General features: G+C 64.7%; 20 protein-coding genes. 14 read left to right on the top strand and 6 right to left on the bottom strand.

The window, feature by feature from the left end; translation table 11 throughout:
- Nucleotides 1–76: 76 nt before the first annotated feature.
- Nucleotides 77–883: a glycosyltransferase family 2 protein gene (locus tag F600_RS29840; protein ID WP_162141480.1), complete on the top strand. Its 807-nt coding sequence runs from the start codon at nucleotides 77–79 to the stop codon at nucleotides 881–883.
- A gap of 2 nt (nucleotides 884–885) precedes the next feature.
- Here F600_RS29840 and dtd read toward each other — a convergent pair whose 3' ends face one another.
- Nucleotides 886–1,317: a D-aminoacyl-tRNA deacylase gene (gene dtd / locus F600_RS0125460; protein ID WP_018163501.1), complete on the bottom strand. Its 432-nt coding sequence runs from the start codon at nucleotides 1,315–1,317 to the stop codon at nucleotides 886–888.
- Between the two features lie 119 nt (nucleotides 1,318–1,436).
- On the opposite strand from dtd, the gene infA reads away from it, so the two are divergent.
- The 9 genes from infA (at nucleotide 1,437) to F600_RS0125415 (ending at nucleotide 6,530) form a co-directional block, all read left to right on the top strand.
- Complete coding sequence (gene infA / locus F600_RS0125455) at nucleotides 1,437–1,658, top strand: translation initiation factor IF-1 (protein ID WP_006554587.1); 222 nt, start codon at nucleotides 1,437–1,439, stop codon at nucleotides 1,656–1,658.
- A gap of 82 nt (nucleotides 1,659–1,740) precedes the next feature.
- The gene (gene rpmJ / locus F600_RS0125450; protein ID WP_018163500.1) at nucleotides 1,741–1,854 is read left to right on the top strand and encodes a 50S ribosomal protein L36; all 114 of its coding nucleotides are present in this window, start codon (nucleotides 1,741–1,743) and stop codon (nucleotides 1,852–1,854) included.
- 155 nt (nucleotides 1,855–2,009) lie between these two features.
- Entirely contained in the window at nucleotides 2,010–2,384 is a 375-nt protein-coding gene (gene rpsM / locus F600_RS0125445) for a 30S ribosomal protein S13 (RefSeq protein WP_026306952.1), read from the top strand.
- Nucleotides 2,385–2,388: 4 nt separating this feature from the next.
- Complete coding sequence (gene rpsK / locus F600_RS0125440; RefSeq protein WP_018163498.1) at nucleotides 2,389–2,805, top strand: 30S ribosomal protein S11; 417 nt, start codon at nucleotides 2,389–2,391, stop codon at nucleotides 2,803–2,805.
- Between the two features lie 22 nt (nucleotides 2,806–2,827).
- Nucleotides 2,828–3,433: a 30S ribosomal protein S4 gene (gene rpsD, locus F600_RS0125435; protein ID WP_018163497.1), complete on the top strand. Its 606-nt coding sequence runs from the start codon at nucleotides 2,828–2,830 to the stop codon at nucleotides 3,431–3,433.
- An 89-nt stretch (nucleotides 3,434–3,522) separates the two neighbouring features.
- Complete coding sequence (locus F600_RS0125430; protein WP_018163496.1) at nucleotides 3,523–4,566, top strand: DNA-directed RNA polymerase subunit alpha; 1,044 nt, start codon at nucleotides 3,523–3,525, stop codon at nucleotides 4,564–4,566.
- A gap of 36 nt (nucleotides 4,567–4,602) precedes the next feature.
- Nucleotides 4,603–5,310, top strand: a complete 708-nt coding sequence (gene rplQ, locus F600_RS0125425; protein WP_018163495.1) for a 50S ribosomal protein L17, sunset domain variant — start codon at nucleotides 4,603–4,605, stop codon at nucleotides 5,308–5,310.
- A gap of 30 nt (nucleotides 5,311–5,340) precedes the next feature.
- Nucleotides 5,341–6,186, top strand: a complete 846-nt coding sequence (truA, locus tag F600_RS0125420; protein WP_018163494.1) for a tRNA pseudouridine(38-40) synthase TruA — start codon at nucleotides 5,341–5,343, stop codon at nucleotides 6,184–6,186.
- Between the two features lie 17 nt (nucleotides 6,187–6,203).
- Nucleotides 6,204–6,530: a cupin domain-containing protein gene (locus F600_RS0125415; RefSeq protein WP_026306951.1), complete on the top strand. Its 327-nt coding sequence runs from the start codon at nucleotides 6,204–6,206 to the stop codon at nucleotides 6,528–6,530.
- 26 nt (nucleotides 6,531–6,556) lie between these two features.
- On the opposite strand, the gene F600_RS0125410 is transcribed toward F600_RS0125415, so the two are convergent.
- Genes F600_RS0125410 through F600_RS0125400 form a run of 3 tightly spaced genes read right to left on the bottom strand, consistent with a single transcriptional unit; the run spans nucleotide 6,557 to nucleotide 7,923 of the window.
- Nucleotides 6,557–7,099 carry a hypothetical protein gene (locus tag F600_RS0125410; protein ID WP_018163492.1) on the bottom strand — a complete coding sequence of 181 codons (543 nt, stop codon included), beginning with the start codon at nucleotides 7,097–7,099 and terminating at the stop codon, nucleotides 6,557–6,559.
- A gap of 18 nt (nucleotides 7,100–7,117) precedes the next feature.
- The gene (locus F600_RS0125405) at nucleotides 7,118–7,489 is read right to left on the bottom strand and encodes a nuclear transport factor 2 family protein (RefSeq protein ID WP_026306950.1); all 372 of its coding nucleotides are present in this window, start codon (nucleotides 7,487–7,489) and stop codon (nucleotides 7,118–7,120) included.
- A 50-nt stretch (nucleotides 7,490–7,539) separates the two neighbouring features.
- On the bottom strand, nucleotides 7,540–7,923 hold the full coding sequence (locus F600_RS0125400) for a VOC family protein (RefSeq protein WP_018163490.1): 384 nt from the start codon (nucleotides 7,921–7,923) through the stop codon (nucleotides 7,540–7,542).
- 116 nt (nucleotides 7,924–8,039) lie between these two features.
- On the opposite strand from F600_RS0125400, the gene F600_RS0125395 reads away from it, so the two are divergent.
- Together F600_RS0125395 and F600_RS0125390 are read left to right on the top strand one after the other, a co-directional pair.
- The gene (locus F600_RS0125395) at nucleotides 8,040–9,572 is read left to right on the top strand and encodes an MFS transporter (protein WP_156024826.1); all 1,533 of its coding nucleotides are present in this window, start codon (nucleotides 8,040–8,042) and stop codon (nucleotides 9,570–9,572) included.
- Nucleotides 9,569–11,095 carry an MFS transporter gene (locus tag F600_RS0125390; RefSeq protein WP_018163488.1) on the top strand — a complete coding sequence of 509 codons (1,527 nt, stop codon included), beginning with the start codon at nucleotides 9,569–9,571 and terminating at the stop codon, nucleotides 11,093–11,095. The genes F600_RS0125395 and F600_RS0125390 overlap by 4 nt, the downstream gene beginning before the upstream one ends.
- 42 nt (nucleotides 11,096–11,137) lie before the next feature.
- On the opposite strand, the gene F600_RS29835 is transcribed toward F600_RS0125390, so the two are convergent.
- Nucleotides 11,138–11,401: a hypothetical protein gene (locus F600_RS29835; RefSeq protein ID WP_156024825.1), complete on the bottom strand. Its 264-nt coding sequence runs from the start codon at nucleotides 11,399–11,401 to the stop codon at nucleotides 11,138–11,140.
- Between the two features lie 168 nt (nucleotides 11,402–11,569).
- On the opposite strand from F600_RS29835, the gene F600_RS0125380 reads away from it, so the two are divergent.
- Both F600_RS0125380 and F600_RS0125375 read left to right on the top strand, forming a co-directional pair.
- Complete coding sequence (locus tag F600_RS0125380; RefSeq protein WP_018163486.1) at nucleotides 11,570–12,370, top strand: S-methyl-5'-thioadenosine phosphorylase; 801 nt, start codon at nucleotides 11,570–11,572, stop codon at nucleotides 12,368–12,370.
- Between the two features lie 286 nt (nucleotides 12,371–12,656).
- Nucleotides 12,657–13,220, top strand: coding sequence for an NADPH-dependent FMN reductase (locus F600_RS0125375; protein WP_018163485.1), 564 nt, complete (start codon nucleotides 12,657–12,659; stop codon nucleotides 13,218–13,220).
- On the opposite strand, the gene F600_RS32595 is transcribed toward F600_RS0125375, so the two are convergent.
- Entirely contained in the window at nucleotides 13,221–15,056 is a 1,836-nt protein-coding gene (locus tag F600_RS32595) for a PGRS repeat-containing protein (RefSeq protein WP_156024824.1), read from the bottom strand.
- Between the last annotated feature and the right edge of the window lie 7 nt (nucleotides 15,057–15,063).

Raw genomic sequence — 15,063 nt, 5'->3', positions numbered from 1 at the left:
GTAACCGCATTCGGGGATTTCTAAACATTTTTATTCGGTAGGAATGGGATGGCTCGCCGTTGCTACCATTTTTGCCATGCCGAATAACACGTTGACGGTGGTTATTCCTGTATTCAATGAAATCGACCTGATCGAGCGCTGTCTTACCGCGGTGCTGAAGCAGGACGAGGTCGACGAGGTGATCGTCGTCGACAACAACTCGTCCGACGGGACGCCCGAGATGGTTGCCGAGTACGCCAGGCGGGATGGACGACTTCGCCAGATCCATGAGGTGCAGCAGGGTGTCATACCCGCGCGCAACGCCGGACTCAACGCCGCGACGGGCGAACTGATCGCCCGGATTGATGCCGACTCGATCGTGAGCGTCGGCTGGGCCGCTCGGATCAAGGAATTCTTCACCGATCATCCGGAATTCGACGTCTTGACCGGCGGTGCATTTACATCCGATCGTAAAGAATTTCCCACGTTTCGATTACTCATGAAAATGCTGTCGCGGGGAGAAATGCCGGAATTCTCGGAAACGCGCGGACTGCAGGGGTCGAACATGGCATTTCGCCGGAGTGCCTGGGAAAACGTGCGCGATGATCTCCACGACGATCCGGATATCTGGGAAGACGGCGACATGTCGATCGGCTTCATCGTCAAAGGGCATCGCATGGCGTGGGTCAACGATCTCGAGGTCGAGATCTCCAATCGCCGACTCATGACCAATTGGCGCAGCTACTGCGAGTACACCGCCCAGTTGCCGCGAACCCTCCGGGTCAACGGCTGGAACCGGGAAGCTCGACTGATCTGGATCAACGTCGCGTGGCGTCGCCTCGACTACGTGCTTTACCGGGTGCTCTACCACCGTAAAGCGAGTACTGGCCGCGCCTTGCCCTGAGTTCAGACCTCGAGCAGGACGGTCACCGGTCCGTCGTTGACCAGACTCACTTCCATATGTGCGCCGAACACGCCTTCGGCGACAGTCGCGCCGCGCTCGGCGAGTTGGCGCACGAACTCGGCGACGAGAGGTCCGGCGACATCGCCTTTCGCGGCGTCGTTCCAGGACGGACGACGCCCCTTGCGGGTGTCGGCGTAGAGAGTGAACTGACTGATCACCAGGATCGGTGCGTCGAGGTCGGCGCACGACTTCTCGCCTTCGAGGACGCGCAGCTCCCAGACCTTGCGGGCGAGATTCGCCGCGTGGTCGTTGGTGTCGGTGTGGGTGACTCCGATCAGGGCGACGAGACCATGGGTTTTGGGCTCGATTCGGCCTACGATCGAACCGTCGACCGACACCGAAGCGGCCGTTACTCGTTGGATGAGCGCGCGCACCGCATCATTTTGTCGGATATCACATCCGCGAGTACACTCGACGCTTGGCGCGCTTTAGGTCGCGCGGTGTTGTCATGCAAAAGGCTTGGTCAACTGGCCAAGCCGGGATCGTGGAGGATATGGCGAAGAAAGACGGGGCCATCGAGGTCGAAGGCCGAGTGATCGAGCCTCTGCCCAATGCAATGTTCCGCATTGAGCTGGAGAACGGACACAAGGTTCTGGCACACATCAGCGGAAAGATGCGTCAGCACTACATTCGTATCCTTCCGGAGGACCGCGTCGTCGTCGAGCTTTCCCCCTACGACCTCACCCGCGGCCGCATCGTTTACCGATACAAGTAAGCCCACAATTTTCCCCGGTCGAACCTGGCCGGGGTTAACCCATGTCTGGCGTCCGCCAGATGTAACCAAGATTGGATCTGACGTGAAGGTCAACCCGAGCGTCAAGCCGATCTGCGAGAAGTGCAAGGTGATCCGCCGCAAGGGTCGGGTCATGGTTATCTGCGACAACCTGCGTCACAAGCAGCGTCAGGGCTAACCACTGCGGCTTCGCAGAGCTTGACAAGTTAATGAAGAACCTCGCTACACCAGCCACCTAATCGAGGGTGGTCAACCGCCGGTGGAGGCCGGCGCCCCAAAAAGAAGAGGGGACGGGTAGCGAGCAGACCTCCACAACGAAAGGCACCTGCCAACATGGCACGTCTTGCAGGCGTTGATCTGCCGCGCGACAAGCGCATGGAGATCGCGCTTACCTACATTTTCGGCATTGGCCGGACCAAATCGAGTGAGATCCTCGCATCTACCGGCGTCAGCCCGGACCTGCGGGCCAAGGACCTCACCGACGAGCAGCTCAACACGCTGCGTGAGTACATCGAAGCGAACCTCCAGGTCGAGGGTGACCTCCGCCGCGAGATTCAGGCCGACATCCGTCGCAAGATCGAGATCGGCTGCTACCAGGGCCTCCGTCACCGTCGTGGCCTGCCCGTTCGTGGCCAGCGCACGAAGACCAACGCGCGCACCCGTAAGGGCCCGAAGAAGACCATCGCCGGCAAGAAGAAGGCCAGGTAACTAGATGCCTCCGAAGTCACGCGCTGCCGCGCCGAAGAAGGGCGCGCCCAAGGCACGCCGCCGGGAAAAGAAGAATATTCCCCACGGCCACGCGCACATCAAGAGCACGTTCAACAACACGATCGTTTCGATCACCGACCCGAACGGCAACGTCATCTCGTGGGCGTCGTCGGGTCACGTCGGATTCAAGGGTTCGCGTAAGTCGACCCCGTTCGCCGCTCAGCTCGCTGCTGAGAACGCTGCCCGCAAGGCGCAGGAGCACGGCGTGAAGAAGGTCGACGTCTTCGTCAAGGGCCCGGGTTCGGGTCGCGAGACCGCGATCCGTTCGCTGCAGGCTGCTGGCCTCGAGGTCGGCACCATCAACGATGTCACCCCGCAGCCGCACAACGGCTGCCGTCCGCCCAAGCGGCGACGCGTCTAAGCGGGAAGGAAGGTTATAGAAAATGGCTCGTTATACCGGACCAGCTACCCGCAAGTCGCGTCGTCTCGGAGTTGACCTCGTTGGTGGAGACCAGGCGTATGAGCGCCGTCCCTACCCGCCGGGCCAGCACGGTCGTGCCCGCGTCAAGGAGAGCGAATACCTCCTGCAGCTCAAGGAGAAGCAGAAGGCGCGCTTCACCTACGGCATGCTCGAGCGTCAGTTCCGCAAGTACTACGAGGAGGCCAACCGCCTCCCCGGCAAGACTGGTGATGAGCTGCTCAAGCTCCTCGAGACCCGTCTCGACAACGTTGTCTACCGCGCTGGCCTCGCACGCACCCGTCGTGCCGCTCGCCAGCTCGTCAGCCACGGCCACTTCCTGGTCAACGGCGTGAAGGTCAACGTCCCGAGCTACCGCGTCACCAAGTGGGACATCATCGACGTCAAGCCGAAGTCGGCCGAGACGCTGCCGTTCCAGATCGCTCGCGAGACCTACGGCGACCGTCCGGTTCCGGCATGGCTGCAGGTCGTTCCGGGCCGCCTCCGCATTCTGGTTCACCAGACGCCGGAGCGCGCTCAGATCGACGTGCCGCTGTCGGAACAGCTCATCGTCGAGTTCTACTCGAAGTAAGCCCAACTGCCTCCGGACCCAATCCCGGGTCCGGAGGTTCCCCCATCGTGGACGTCAAATAGAGGTCGTCCGGAGGAGAAGGTAAAGAAATGCTCATTTCGCAGCGTCCGGCGCTGACCGAGGAGATCCTGGCCCCGAACCGCTCGAAGTTCACCATCGAGCCGCTCGAGCCGGGCTTCGGCTACACCCTCGGCAACTCGCTTCGCCGCACCCTGCTGTCGTCGATTCCTGGTGCTGCTGTCACCAGCATTCGCATCGACGGCGTGCTGCACGAGTTCACCACCGTCGCTGGTGTGAAGGAAGACGTCACCGACATCATCCTGAACATCAAGTCGCTGGTCGTCTCGTCGGACGAGGACGAGCCGGTCACGATGTACGTCCGCAAGCAGGGCCCGGGAACCGTCACCGGTGGCGACATCGTCGCTCCGGCCGGCGTCACCGTGCACAACCCTGACCTGCACATCGCGACCCTCAACGACAAGGGCCGTCTGGAGATCGAGCTGGTTGTCGAGCGTGGCCGTGGCTACGTTCCGGCAGTCCAGAACAAGATCAGCGGTGCCGAGATCGGCCGTATCCCGGTCGACTCGATCTACTCGCCGGTTCTCAAGGTCACGTACAAGGTTGAGGCGACTCGTGTCGAGCAGCGCACCGACTTCGACCGTCTGATCCTGGACGTCGAGACCAAGAACTCGATCACTTCCCGTGACGCGCTTGCGTCTGCGGGTAAGACCCTCGTTGAACTGTTCGGCCTGGCACGTGAGCTCAACACCGAGGCCGAGGGCATCGAGATCGGGCCGTCGCCGGCCGAGGCTGACCACATCGCGTCGTTCAGCCTGCCGATCGAGGACCTCGACCTCACCGTCCGTTCGTACAACTGCCTCAAGCGCGAGGGTGTTCACACCGTCGGCGAGCTGGTTGCACGCACCGAGTCGGACCTTCTCGACATCCGCAACTTCGGTCAGAAGTCGATCGACGAGGTCAAGGTCAAGCTTGCCTCGATGGGTCTGTCGCTCAAGGACAGCCCGGCCAACTTCGACCCGGCCGCGATGATGGGCTTCCAGGACAAGGGCTGGGGCGACGCCGGTTACGGCGAGGACCTCGACCACGACTACGCGGAGACCGAAGACCTGTAAGGGTCTCGAGCTCCAACTCACCAGGAGAATTCAGAAATGCCACGTCCCAAGAAGGGCGCCCGCCTCGGCGGGTCGGCGTCGCACCAGAAGGCGATCCTCGCCAACCTGGCCACGGCGCTGTTCGAGCACGGTCGCATCCAGACGACCGAGGCCAAGGCCAAGTTCCTGCGTCCGTACGCAGAGAAGCTGGTCACGAAGGCGAAGGCCGGCACGCTGGCTGACCGCCGCAACGTCATGAAGGACATCCGCAACAAGGATGTCGTTCACAAGCTGTTCGCGGAGATCGGCCCGGCTGTCGCCGAGCGCAACGGTGGTTACACCCGCATCGTCAAGACGATGCCGCGCAAGGGCGACAACGCTCCGATGGCGATCATCGAGCTCGTTCTCGAGTCGACCGTCACCGCTGAGGCTGACCGCGCGAAGCGCGTGAAGGCTTCGAAGGCCGCTCCGGCCAAGGTTGCTGAGGTCGAGGCTCCGGCAGCTGCCGAGGCCGAGGAGACCGCAGCTGAGGCTCCGGCCGGTTCGCACGGACCGATCGAGGGCGACGAGCAGCCGGAAGGCTTCCCGATCAAGGGCAACGCTTCGTCGAAGCTGTACCACGTCCCGGGCAGCCGCTTCTACAACTCGACTGTCGCCGAGATCTGGTTCGCAGACGAGGCTTCGGCCGAGGCTGCTGGCTTCCAGCTCCCGCCGTCGCAGCGCGAGAAGGCTGAAGAGGGCGACGAGGCTCCTGAGGCCGAGTAGTCCTTGACTGCAAACGTTGACCGCCCGGCTGTGTCTGACACAGCCGGGCGGTCGCATATTCGGATCCGGCTGGACATCTCGTATGACGGCACGGACTTCTCCGGCTGGGCTCGGCAGAACGATCGCCGCACCGTGCAGGCCGTTCTTGAGGACGCACTCTCGACGATCACGCGTGAACGCATTCGCCTGACGGTGGCTGGGCGAACCGATGCCGGCGTGCATGCCGAGGGTCAGGTCGCGCACTGCGATCTGCCCGTCGAACGCGCGGATCTGCCGCAGCTCGTGCGGCGTCTGTCGCGCTTCCTGCCGACCGACGTTCGAATCATCAGCATGACGGCGGTGCCGCCGGAGTTCGACGCGCGCTTTTCGGCCCTGCGCCGCCACTACGCCTATCGACTCTCGACGGCCCCGTACGGAGCTGACCCGCTCGTGCGCAATCACATCGTCGGCTGGCGGCCGGGGCTCGATATCGAGGCCATGCGCGATGCTTCCTCCCGGCTGGTCGGGTTGAACGACTTCGCCGCCTTCTGCCGTTTTCGCGAGCGCTCGACGACGGTTCGCGAGTTGCAGCGCTTCGACTGGGTCGTCAATGGAGATCGGTTGACGGCCTTCGTCAGCGCCGATGCTTTCTGCTGGTCGATGGTCCGGAGTCTGGTAGGCGCGACCCTCGCCGTGGGAGAGGGACGACGCGAGCCCGCTTGGTTCGATGAGCTGCTTGCCCTGCGCACGCGGTCGAGCAAGATCACAGTTGCTCCCGCGCACGGACTTTCGTTGATGGGCGTCGATTACCCCGAGCATGCCGATCTGGCGGCGCGCAATGAGATCACGCGCGATATTCGCGATGCGATCGACGAACAGGGCTGCTGCGGCGACTGAGCGGTATGTTCGTCCTCATGGAGAAGTTCTCGCTGGACGCGATCGCACGGGAGCAACTCGCAAAGGCTGTGGCGCTTCCGGCGCAGCGGTGCGCCAGCACCGTGTACGGCGGGCACGAGCACAAACTTCGGCAAACTTTGATCGCACTGGCGGCGGGTGCCTCACTCAGTGAGCATGAAAATCCGGGAGAGGCGACTCTCATCGTGTTGGGTGGCCGGGTGAAGCTCGAAGCGTCGAATGCCTCGTGGGAAGGCCGAACCGGTGATCTGCTCGTCATTCCGCAGAGTCGGCACGCCCTGCACGCGCTCGAGAACAGCACCGTCCTCTTGACCGTCGTCAAATAGGCGGTCAGACCAGCACGCTTGTGCCCTCAGCCCTCGGAGCGGACCACGCTGGCGTCGCAGAGGCACACCGTTTCGTTGCCGTTGAGTTTTGCGGCGTCGATCCGGATCTTGGTTCCGGGTTTGACCGGCACGGAGACCGGCAATCCGGTGCCGGTGGTGACGGCGTCCGAATCGAACAGTTTCGTCAGCTCCGGTTCCTCGTATACCGCGACGTAGGCCTTGCCGTCGGTCTGGGTTGAGGAGTCGGTGAGCGCCGCGGTGAACTCGAGGCGATCGAAGCCGTCGGGAACTTCGAACTCTATGCCCGGTTGACCGGCCTGGCCGGGCTGTCCGACCTTGGGGCAGCCATCGCCGCAACCCCACACGAGGCTGTGGGAGTAGTCGACTCCGCCGACCTGTGCATCACCCGGCTCGAAGCTGAGGCTGCCGTTGGGGAGCAGGTCGGTGAGGAAGACACGACCCTGTGCAGCGGCGGTGGTCGACGTTGGTGCGGGCGCAGCCGGCGGCGAACTACACGCGCTCGCCGCGAGAAACAGCGTCACGAACGTCGTCGACGATATCCACCTCATGGCTGAACACCTGCTTTCTCAGCCCTTCACGTACGACAGCTTCTCCGCGATCTGGCCGTCGCGCACAGTGAACACGTCGACGCCGCGAACATGACCCTCGGTTCCGTCGAGGTCGACCCAACGGTGAACCCAACGGACGGTTGCTCGATAACCCGCGCCGAAGGCGTCTTCGGACTCGAAGATTCGAGACTTCGCGCCGGCGAAGAAGTCGCGGAACAATTCGATGATGTTGTCGCGGCCTTCGAAGCGCGTTCCGTCGGGCGACGGCGCCGTCGACTCGAAGACGCAGTCTTCGGTCATCAACGCGGCCATGGCTTCGAGATCCTGCCGGTTGAAGGCGTCGTTGAAGCGATCGATCGTGCCGAGTGTCTCCAGGGCCAACGTGTCCATGTTGTTTTCGTACACCATCACGGGCGTTCGGTCACCTGGCAATTGCAGGGTTAGCCGCTCAGGACGGACAGGATGTTCCCCGCGGGGTCGGTGAACCAAGCGATGTCCGGGCCTTGATTGGCGGCGCGGCCGCGAAGGACACCCTTGGCGTCGTGGGGGAGCCCGGGATAGGTCTCGAACGTCACTCCACGCGCGGTGAGTTCATCGACGGTCGCGTCGATGTCGTCGACCTGGAAATTGAGAACCGTGAAAGTCGCGGGCTGGTGATCGGGCTTGGGGTAGGCGATCGCCTCAGCCCCGCCCGCGAGGTCGAGGTGCAGGATGCCCATGTCGTCGTCGCGCACGGAGAGTCCGAGAACTTCGCCGTAGAACGTGCGCGCGGCATCGAGGTCGTCAACGGAGAAGCTGCTGAAGGTCTTTGAAGTACCGAGCATGATTCGAGCCTACGACCGGTGCGCGCGACGGATCCAGGTCAACGAGTATCTGTGCGGAATATGGGTTGTCCGCCTTGCCTTGTCCGTGGTGACGTTGAACCGGGACGTAGGTGGCGATGATCGAACAGGTTCAGCAGCGCGCGGGGCGCAAGGAGTGGGTTGGCCTCGCGGTGATCTCGATTGCCTGCGTGCTGTACATCATGGATCTGTCGGTCCTCGAGATGGCCATTCCCGCGATCAGCGAGGACCTCCATCCGTCGAGCGTCCAGTTGCTGTGGATCATCGACGTCTACGGGTTCATGGTCGCGGGATTCCTCATCACGATGGGCTCGCTCGGCGACCGACTCGGTCGGCGGAAGTTACTTCTGTACGGCGCGGGATTCTTCGGTGCCGCTTCGGTATTCGCGGCATTCGCGCAGAGCGCGGAGATGCTGATCTTCGCCAGAGCCGTCATGGGCGTCGCCGGCGCGACGATCGCGCCATCGACACTGTCGCTCATCCGGAACATGTTCGCCGACCACGAACAGCGATCGCGGGCGATCGGCGTCTGGGTCACCAGCTTCTCGGTGGGCGGAGCGGTGGGTCCGGTGATCGGCGGGATAGTGCTCGAGTTCTACTGGTGGGGCGCGGTCTTCCTGATCAACGTGCCGGTCATGGCGCTGTTGCTGGTGCTCGGCCCCAAACTGCTGCCGGAGTTCAAGGATCCGACCGCGGGGCGAGCAGACATTCCCAGCCTGCTGGCGTCGCTGTCGGCGATCTTGCTCGTGGTCTTTGCGATCAAGAAGGTCGCGCAGGACGGCCTTTCCGTCGTTGCCCTGGCAGCGTTGACCGTTGGTGTGGTCGTCGGTGTCTGGTTCGTGCGTCGGCAGCGGGGGCTCGATGATCCGCTCATCGACCTGCACCTGTTCGGCATCCCGGCTTTCCGAGCAGCACTGGTCATCTACGGAATCGGCGTGATGGTGATGTTCGGGGGATTCCTCTTCATGCCGCAGTACCTGCAGCTCGTCCTCGGGTACTCGCCGTTCGCCACTGGTATGTGGATGGTTCCGTCAGCAGCGATGTTCGTCCTCGGGTCCAATGTGAGTCCTTGGCTGCTCCGGTGGTGCGGGCCGGCGATACAGCTCGGGACGGGTCTTGTGCTGGCGGCGATCGGGTTCGGGATCATCGCGCTGGTGCAGCCCGACCAGGGACTGTGGCAGGTGGTCGTCGGTTCGATTCTGTTTTCGCTGGGGCTGGCGCCGATATTCACCCTCACGACGGATGTGATCATCAGTGCCGCGCCGGCGAATCGCGCGGGGGCGGCGGCCGGAATCTCCGAGACGTCGGCAGAACTCGGCGGAGCATTGGGAATCGCGGTGTTCGGCAGCATCGCGGTTGCGTTGTACCGCGCTCGAATCGAACCCGCGTTGTCCGGCGTCTCCGCAGACGCTGCGGAGTCGGCGCGGGGCACTCTCGGTGGAGCAATGAATGCCGCGCGGGCCCTTCCCGGCGAGGTGGGACATCGGCTTCTGTCGGCAAGCGCGGAGGCCTTCACGGTCGGTATGCAGGTAACCGCTGTGATGAGTGCTCTACTGGCGCTCGGACTCGGAGGTTTGGTGCTCGCCCGCGGAAAGTCAGTGGTCGACGTCGGTGGGGAGGTGCGCGAATGACCGGACAAACCGCAGTACGTGCGGGGCGGAAGGAATGGATCGGCCTCGGGGTCATGTCGCTCGCCTGCGTCCTCTACGTGATGGACCTGTCGGTCCTGCATCTCGCGGTCCCGGCGATCAGCGAAGACCTGCACCCGTCGAGCGCGCAGTTGCTGTGGATCATCGACGTCTACGGGTTCATGGTCGCGGGGTCCCTCATCACGATGGGCTCGCTCGGCGACCGTCTCGGCCGACGGAAGTTGCTGATGATCGGCGCCGCTTGCTTCGGCGTCGCATCGGTGTTCGCGGCGTTCGCGCCGACCGCGGAATTGCTGATCCTGGCGAGGGCCGTTCTCGGGATCTCCGGTGCGACGCTGGCGCCGTCAACGTTGTCGTTGTTGCGGAACATGTTTCTTGACCCGGTGCAGCGTTCGCGGGCCATCGGCATCTGGGTCACCAGCTTCTCCGCAGGTGGAGCGCTCGGCCCGGTGTTCGGCGGCATCGTCCTCGAATACTTCTGGTGGGGCGCGGTCTTTCTGCTCAACGTGCCGTTTATGGCCGTGATCCTCATCCTCGGGCGCAAGCTGATCCCCGAGTTCAAAGATCCCGAGGCGGGACGCGCGGACATCCCGAGTGCATTGGCGTCGATCACATCGATCCTGCTGATCGTCTTCGCGATCAAACAGATTGCGCAGAACGGGTTCTCCTGGGTCGCGCTCGCAGGTGTCGGCCTCGGCCTGCTCGTGGGGACGTGGTTCGTCCGCCGGCAGAAGAGTCTCGACGATCCGCTGATCGACATCGCGCTGTTCTCGGTCCCGTCGTTCCGGCTGTCGCTGGTGACGTACGGACTCGGCATCATGGTCATGTTCGGTGGGCTGCTGTTCATCCCGCAATACATGCAGCTCGTGCTGGGCTTCTCGCCCTTGATCGCCGGGCTCTGGACCGTTCCGTCCGCGTTGATGTCGGTGATCGGTGCGAACGTCAGTCCGTGGTTGCTGCGCTGGGTGTCACCTACTCGCCAGATCGGCGGCGGTCTGGCGTTGGCTGCGGCGGGGTTCGCCGTGGTGATGCTCGTGCAGCCGAGCCACGGCTTGTGGCAAGTGGTCGTCGGATCGATTCTGTTCTCGATCGGCTGTGCGCCGATCTTCACCCTTACGAACGACCTGATCATCGGGTCTGTCCCGGCGAACCGCGCGGGCGCTGCCGCCGGAATCTCGGAGACAGCTGCCGAACTCGGCGGCGCCCTCGGCATCGCGGTGATGGGAAGCGTGAGCATCGCGATTTATCGCGCCGGCATCGAACCGGTGCTGGTCGGCGTGCCGGCGGACTCTGCCGAGATGGCGCGCGGCACCCTCGGCGGCGCCGTGGTCGCGGCCCGGACGCTGCCGGTTGACGTCGGGAATCGCATCGTCACCGCTGGTGCGGAAGCTTTCACCACCGGCATGCAGACAGTTGCTTTGATGAGCGTCGTGATCTCACTCGTTCTCGCCGTGGTGGTTCTCGTTCGCGGGAGGTTGGTGCTGGTCGCGGCGAAATCCGAGTGAGAGGTTTCGCCGAGGACGGTTCCTGCTTGTCGGTGAACCAACTTAGGAGTGGTTGGTCACGCGTCTCCGAGCACGGCAGCGCCGAACAGCGGTGATGAAGTCGGCAGCAAAACCGATCGCGGCCGCCGCCAGCAGCAGTGCCAGACCTGTGCAGAGGACCATCCAAAGTCCCTCCGTTGCACGGGCCCAGAGGATGGCGAGGCGCAATCCTGCGAGGCACACGAGGATGCCCCATGACGCACCAATCAGAGATTCTTCGCTCGCCGGTCGCTGCGCTGGGCTCGTATTGGTCGTGTCAGAAGGCATTTCAGGCACCTCCACTTTGGGGCGCACGGGAGCCGCGCCCACTACCTCAATTCCAAGGCGATGCGTAAGCGTGTACAACACACCCTTGGGTGTGTACAACACACCCTTGGGCTCGGATAGGCCCACCCGGATGCGCGCGACGGTGCCCTGACAAGCAACAATGTACGAATGCCAGAGCTTTCTCTCACTCCGCGCCTGGCCGTCATCGGCGGCAGCGGCTTCTATGACTTCTTCGGCGACGACGCTCAATCGATCGAGGTCGAGACCCCTTACGGTGCGCCGAGCGCGCCCATCACCGTCGGCACGGTCGCCGGTCGTGCGGTGGCGTTCGTGCCGCGTCACGGTCGCAACCACGAGTACGCGCCGCACACCCTGCCGTACCGCGCGAACATGTGGGCGCTGCGGTCGCTCGGCGTGCGTCGTGTACTCGCGCCGTGTGCCGTCGGCAGCCTGACGCCGACGCTCGGACCCGGTTCGTTCGTCGTGCCGGACCAGGTCGTGGACCGGACCGCGGGCCGCGTCCAGACGTACTTCGACGGCGGCGCCATCCACGTTCCGTTCGCTGACCCGTACTGCGCCGACCTGCGCAAAACCGTCGCCGCGCAGCCGGGAATCATCGACGGCGGAACGATGGTCGTCGTCGAGGGCCCGCGATTCTCGAGCCGTGCGGAGAGCCAGTGGTTTGCTGCGCAGGGCTGGACGCTGGTCAACATGACCGGTCACCCGGAGGCTGTGCTCGCCCGTGAGCTCGAGCTCTGCTATGCACCGATCGCGCTGGTCACGGACCTCGATGCGGGTCTCGCCGAAGGTGAAGGCGTGAGCGCCGCTGAGGTGTTCGCCGAGTTCAAGCGGAACCTCGGACCGTTCAAGGACCTGGTTCGTACCGCGATCGAGAACATCTCCGGCGAAGACACCTGCGCTGAATGCCGCGTCCATGATGGCGTGACGCTGCCGTTCGAATTGCCTTGATGCAGAGGGTGGTTGCCTACGAACCCCTCCTTCGCAGGCAGCCACCACTCGCTTGGCAGTCACCTTGCACGACCGGCCTCATCGACGGTCGGCAAGGGTGACCCCCGCAGAACTGTGCTACATCTGTTTGCCGCTCAAGCAGGCTCCAGGAAACCCCCGGCGAACCGGGAGCGCGCTCTCAGTGTAGGACGAAGCATGTGACGAAGATCAAGTCAGCAAGGGTGTGTCGGTCAACTGGAGGACATGTCAACCGTGCCTCGGTGGGCCAGCCGCTAGTGTCATTGCCATGAGCGAACCGCTTCGCCTGGAGATCATTCTCGGCACTGTCCGGCCAGTGCGGTTCGGCCCGGTGGTGGCCGACTGGTTCTTCCGTCAGGCGGCCAATGACCCGCGATTCGACATCGGTTTGATCGATCTCGCGGAGTTCTCGTTGCCTTCGGATCTCACGATGGACAGCGACGGCGCGCAGGCTTTCCAGCAGCGCATCGCGGCCGCGGATGTGATCGTCGCGGTCACTCCCGAGTACAACCACAGCACGTCGGGTGCGCTGAAGGATGCCTTCGACCTGCTCAAACGAGAGTGGCGGGCGAAGCCGGTTGGGTTCGTCGCCTACGGCGGTCTTTCCGGTGGGCTGCGCGCGGTCGAGCACCTGCGGCAGATCGTGGCTGAACTGCACATGGTGAGTGTGCGTGAGCAGGTGAGCTTCCATCAGGCGAAGAAGCAGTTCGATGAGTCGGGTGAGACCGCGAACGGTCCCGCGATCGACGCCGTGGGTCGCATGCTGAACCAGCTCGACTGGTGGGGCCGGCATCTGCGCGATGCGCGGTCAGGAGATCCGTACCCGGGCTGATCAGCCGGGACCGGGGCCTCCCGAACCGACGCCGCCAGCTCCTGGGATGCCGCCGCTAGAGCCGGATGCTGCGCCCCCTGCAGAACCTGGATTGCTGGTGCCTGGGCCGTCCGAGCCGGCGCCGCCGGTGCCAGTGCCGCCCGTGCCGCCGGTACCGCCGATGGCGCCGCCAACACCGCTGGCTCCGAGACCGCCGTACCCGCCATCGCCGCCGGTGCCAGTACCGCCCGTACCAGTCGTTCCGTTGCCGCCAGTGCCGGAACCGCCCGTGCCGCCGGTACCGCCGGGACCGCCCCCAAAGCCAATGCCGCCGGTCATGCCGTCGCCGCCGTAGCCGTCGCCGCCGTTAGCGCCGGAACCGCCTAGGCCCGCCCCGCCGGCGCCGCCAGTACCCGGGAGATCGTTGGGAAGGTTGCCGGTGCCGCCGAAGCCGCCATCGCCGCCCGCGCCCGTTCCGCCGTTCCCGTCGGCGACGAGTCCGGCGCCGCCGGTGCCGCCCGTGCCGTTGCCTCCCGGGCCGCCGATGCCGGTATACGCACCGTTTCCGCCCGTTCCGCCAGTTCCGTCGCCGCCGCTACCGCCGATGGTTCCGCTTCCCCCGGTACCCCCGGTTCCGGAACCGCCCGCGGTGCTGAGAACGGCGCCGTCGCCGCCGAATGCGGCACCGCCAGTGCCGCCGTTGCCTTGGGCGCCCGTGGCGCCGGTCGTGCCCTGCGAGCCATTGAATCCACTGCTTCCGGCAGCGCCGGTTGCTCCGGAGAATGAGGTGCCTGGAGTTCCCGCAGCGCCGCCGAGCCCGCCGGTACCGGCAGTTCCGCCGTTGCCTCCGGGTCCACCTGCACCACCAGTGCCGCCGGTGGCGTTGCCACCCGCTTCCCCAGGATTCGTGGCGTCATAGCCGTAAGCGCTGCCGCCGGTTCCACCGGTGCCACCAGTGCCACCTGTTCCTCCGGTACCGCCCGCGCCACCGGCACCGCCGTTACCCGCGGCACCGCCCGGGCCGAACACTGACGAGCCGCCTTTACCGCCGGCTCCACCTGCACCGCCGGTTCCACCGGTCGAACCGGTTACGCCGGTACCGCCGGTGTTCCCGGCGAGGCCGGTGACGTTCGGGTTGCCTTGGGTGCCCGACGTTGAGGCAACATCGGTGCCAGTACTGCCGGTCGTGCCGATGGTCCCAGTGGTACCCGCCGCGCCTGCGCCGCCGCTACCGCCAGCACCGCCCGCGCCGCGCCGTGCGGTCCCGCCGTTACCGCCCGCGCCGCCGACGCCACCAGCGACGACGGCGTTGCCGCCGTTACCGCCCGCGCCGCCGCTACCGGAGGCGCCAGCTTTACCGCCGTTGCCGCCAGCTGCTCCGGCACCACCGTTGCCGCCGTCGCCGCCGTCACCACGAATCCGTCCGGCGTTGCCACCATTACCGCCTGTGGTGCCCGCGGCGGTTGAGTCGTATCCGTCGCCGCCGTTACCGATCAGCAGGCCGCCGTTTTGCCCGTTCGGGTTCTCCGCGGTGCCGTCCGCGCCGTTGCATACGAACCCACAAGAATTCGTCACGGCCGCCGAAGACACCCCCAATATCGAAGCGACCGTCGGGGTCGTGAATTGGCTGGCAGTGAAGTGTCGAACGGACAACAGCGGCGATGTTGCTGATGCGGTAGGGCGGGCGCCGAACAACGCCGTCCACGTTGGGGAAGGGGCCGCCGACGCCAGTCCGACGCTCGGTCCGAGGATCATGCCGGCGCCGATCATGCCCAACGCCGAGCCTGCCGCAATGCGGCGAGCACGGCCCGATCGGGTGCGCAAACGAGTCGAGGAACGGGGAGTTGGGGCAGCCATGAATGCT

This window comes from Smaragdicoccus niigatensis DSM 44881 = NBRC 103563, from assembly GCF_000380645.1.
Lineage (GTDB): Bacteria > Actinomycetota > Actinomycetes > Mycobacteriales > Mycobacteriaceae > Smaragdicoccus > Smaragdicoccus niigatensis.
Note: the sequence above shows the minus strand (reverse complement) of the source record. Positions and strands in the feature narration are given on the sequence as shown.

Bases quoted from the DNA above. Each gene is read 5' to 3' on its own strand.
- F600_RS29840 (WP_162141480.1), top strand. From the start codon at position 77: ATGCCGAATAACACGTTGACGGTGGTTATTCCTGTATTCAATGAAATC.
- infA (WP_006554587.1), top strand. From the start codon at position 1,437: ATGGCGAAGAAAGACGGGGCCATCGAGGTCGAAGGCCGAGTGATCGAG.
- rpsM (WP_026306952.1), top strand. From the start codon at position 2,010: ATGGCACGTCTTGCAGGCGTTGATCTGCCGCGCGACAAGCGCATGGAG.
- rpsK (WP_018163498.1), top strand. From the start codon at position 2,389: ATGCCTCCGAAGTCACGCGCTGCCGCGCCGAAGAAGGGCGCGCCCAAG.
- rpsD (WP_018163497.1), top strand. From the start codon at position 2,828: ATGGCTCGTTATACCGGACCAGCTACCCGCAAGTCGCGTCGTCTCGGA.
- F600_RS0125430 (WP_018163496.1), top strand. From the start codon at position 3,523: ATGCTCATTTCGCAGCGTCCGGCGCTGACCGAGGAGATCCTGGCCCCG.
- rplQ (WP_018163495.1), top strand. From the start codon at position 4,603: ATGCCACGTCCCAAGAAGGGCGCCCGCCTCGGCGGGTCGGCGTCGCAC.
- F600_RS0125415 (WP_026306951.1), top strand. From the start codon at position 6,204: ATGGAGAAGTTCTCGCTGGACGCGATCGCACGGGAGCAACTCGCAAAG.
- F600_RS0125410 (WP_018163492.1), bottom strand. From the start codon at position 7,099: ATGAGGTGGATATCGTCGACGACGTTCGTGACGCTGTTTCTCGCGGCG.
- F600_RS0125405 (WP_026306950.1), bottom strand. From the start codon at position 7,489: ATGGACACGTTGGCCCTGGAGACACTCGGCACGATCGATCGCTTCAAC.
- F600_RS0125400 (WP_018163490.1), bottom strand. From the start codon at position 7,923: ATGCTCGGTACTTCAAAGACCTTCAGCAGCTTCTCCGTTGACGACCTC.
- F600_RS0125395 (WP_156024826.1), top strand. From the start codon at position 8,040: ATGATCGAACAGGTTCAGCAGCGCGCGGGGCGCAAGGAGTGGGTTGGC.
- F600_RS0125390 (WP_018163488.1), top strand. From the start codon at position 9,569: ATGACCGGACAAACCGCAGTACGTGCGGGGCGGAAGGAATGGATCGGC.
- F600_RS29835 (WP_156024825.1), bottom strand. From the start codon at position 11,401: ATGCCTTCTGACACGACCAATACGAGCCCAGCGCAGCGACCGGCGAGC.
- F600_RS0125380 (WP_018163486.1), top strand. From the start codon at position 11,570: ATGCCAGAGCTTTCTCTCACTCCGCGCCTGGCCGTCATCGGCGGCAGC.
- F600_RS0125375 (WP_018163485.1), top strand. From the start codon at position 12,657: ATGAGCGAACCGCTTCGCCTGGAGATCATTCTCGGCACTGTCCGGCCA.
- F600_RS32595 (WP_156024824.1), bottom strand. From the start codon at position 15,056: ATGGCTGCCCCAACTCCCCGTTCCTCGACTCGTTTGCGCACCCGATCG.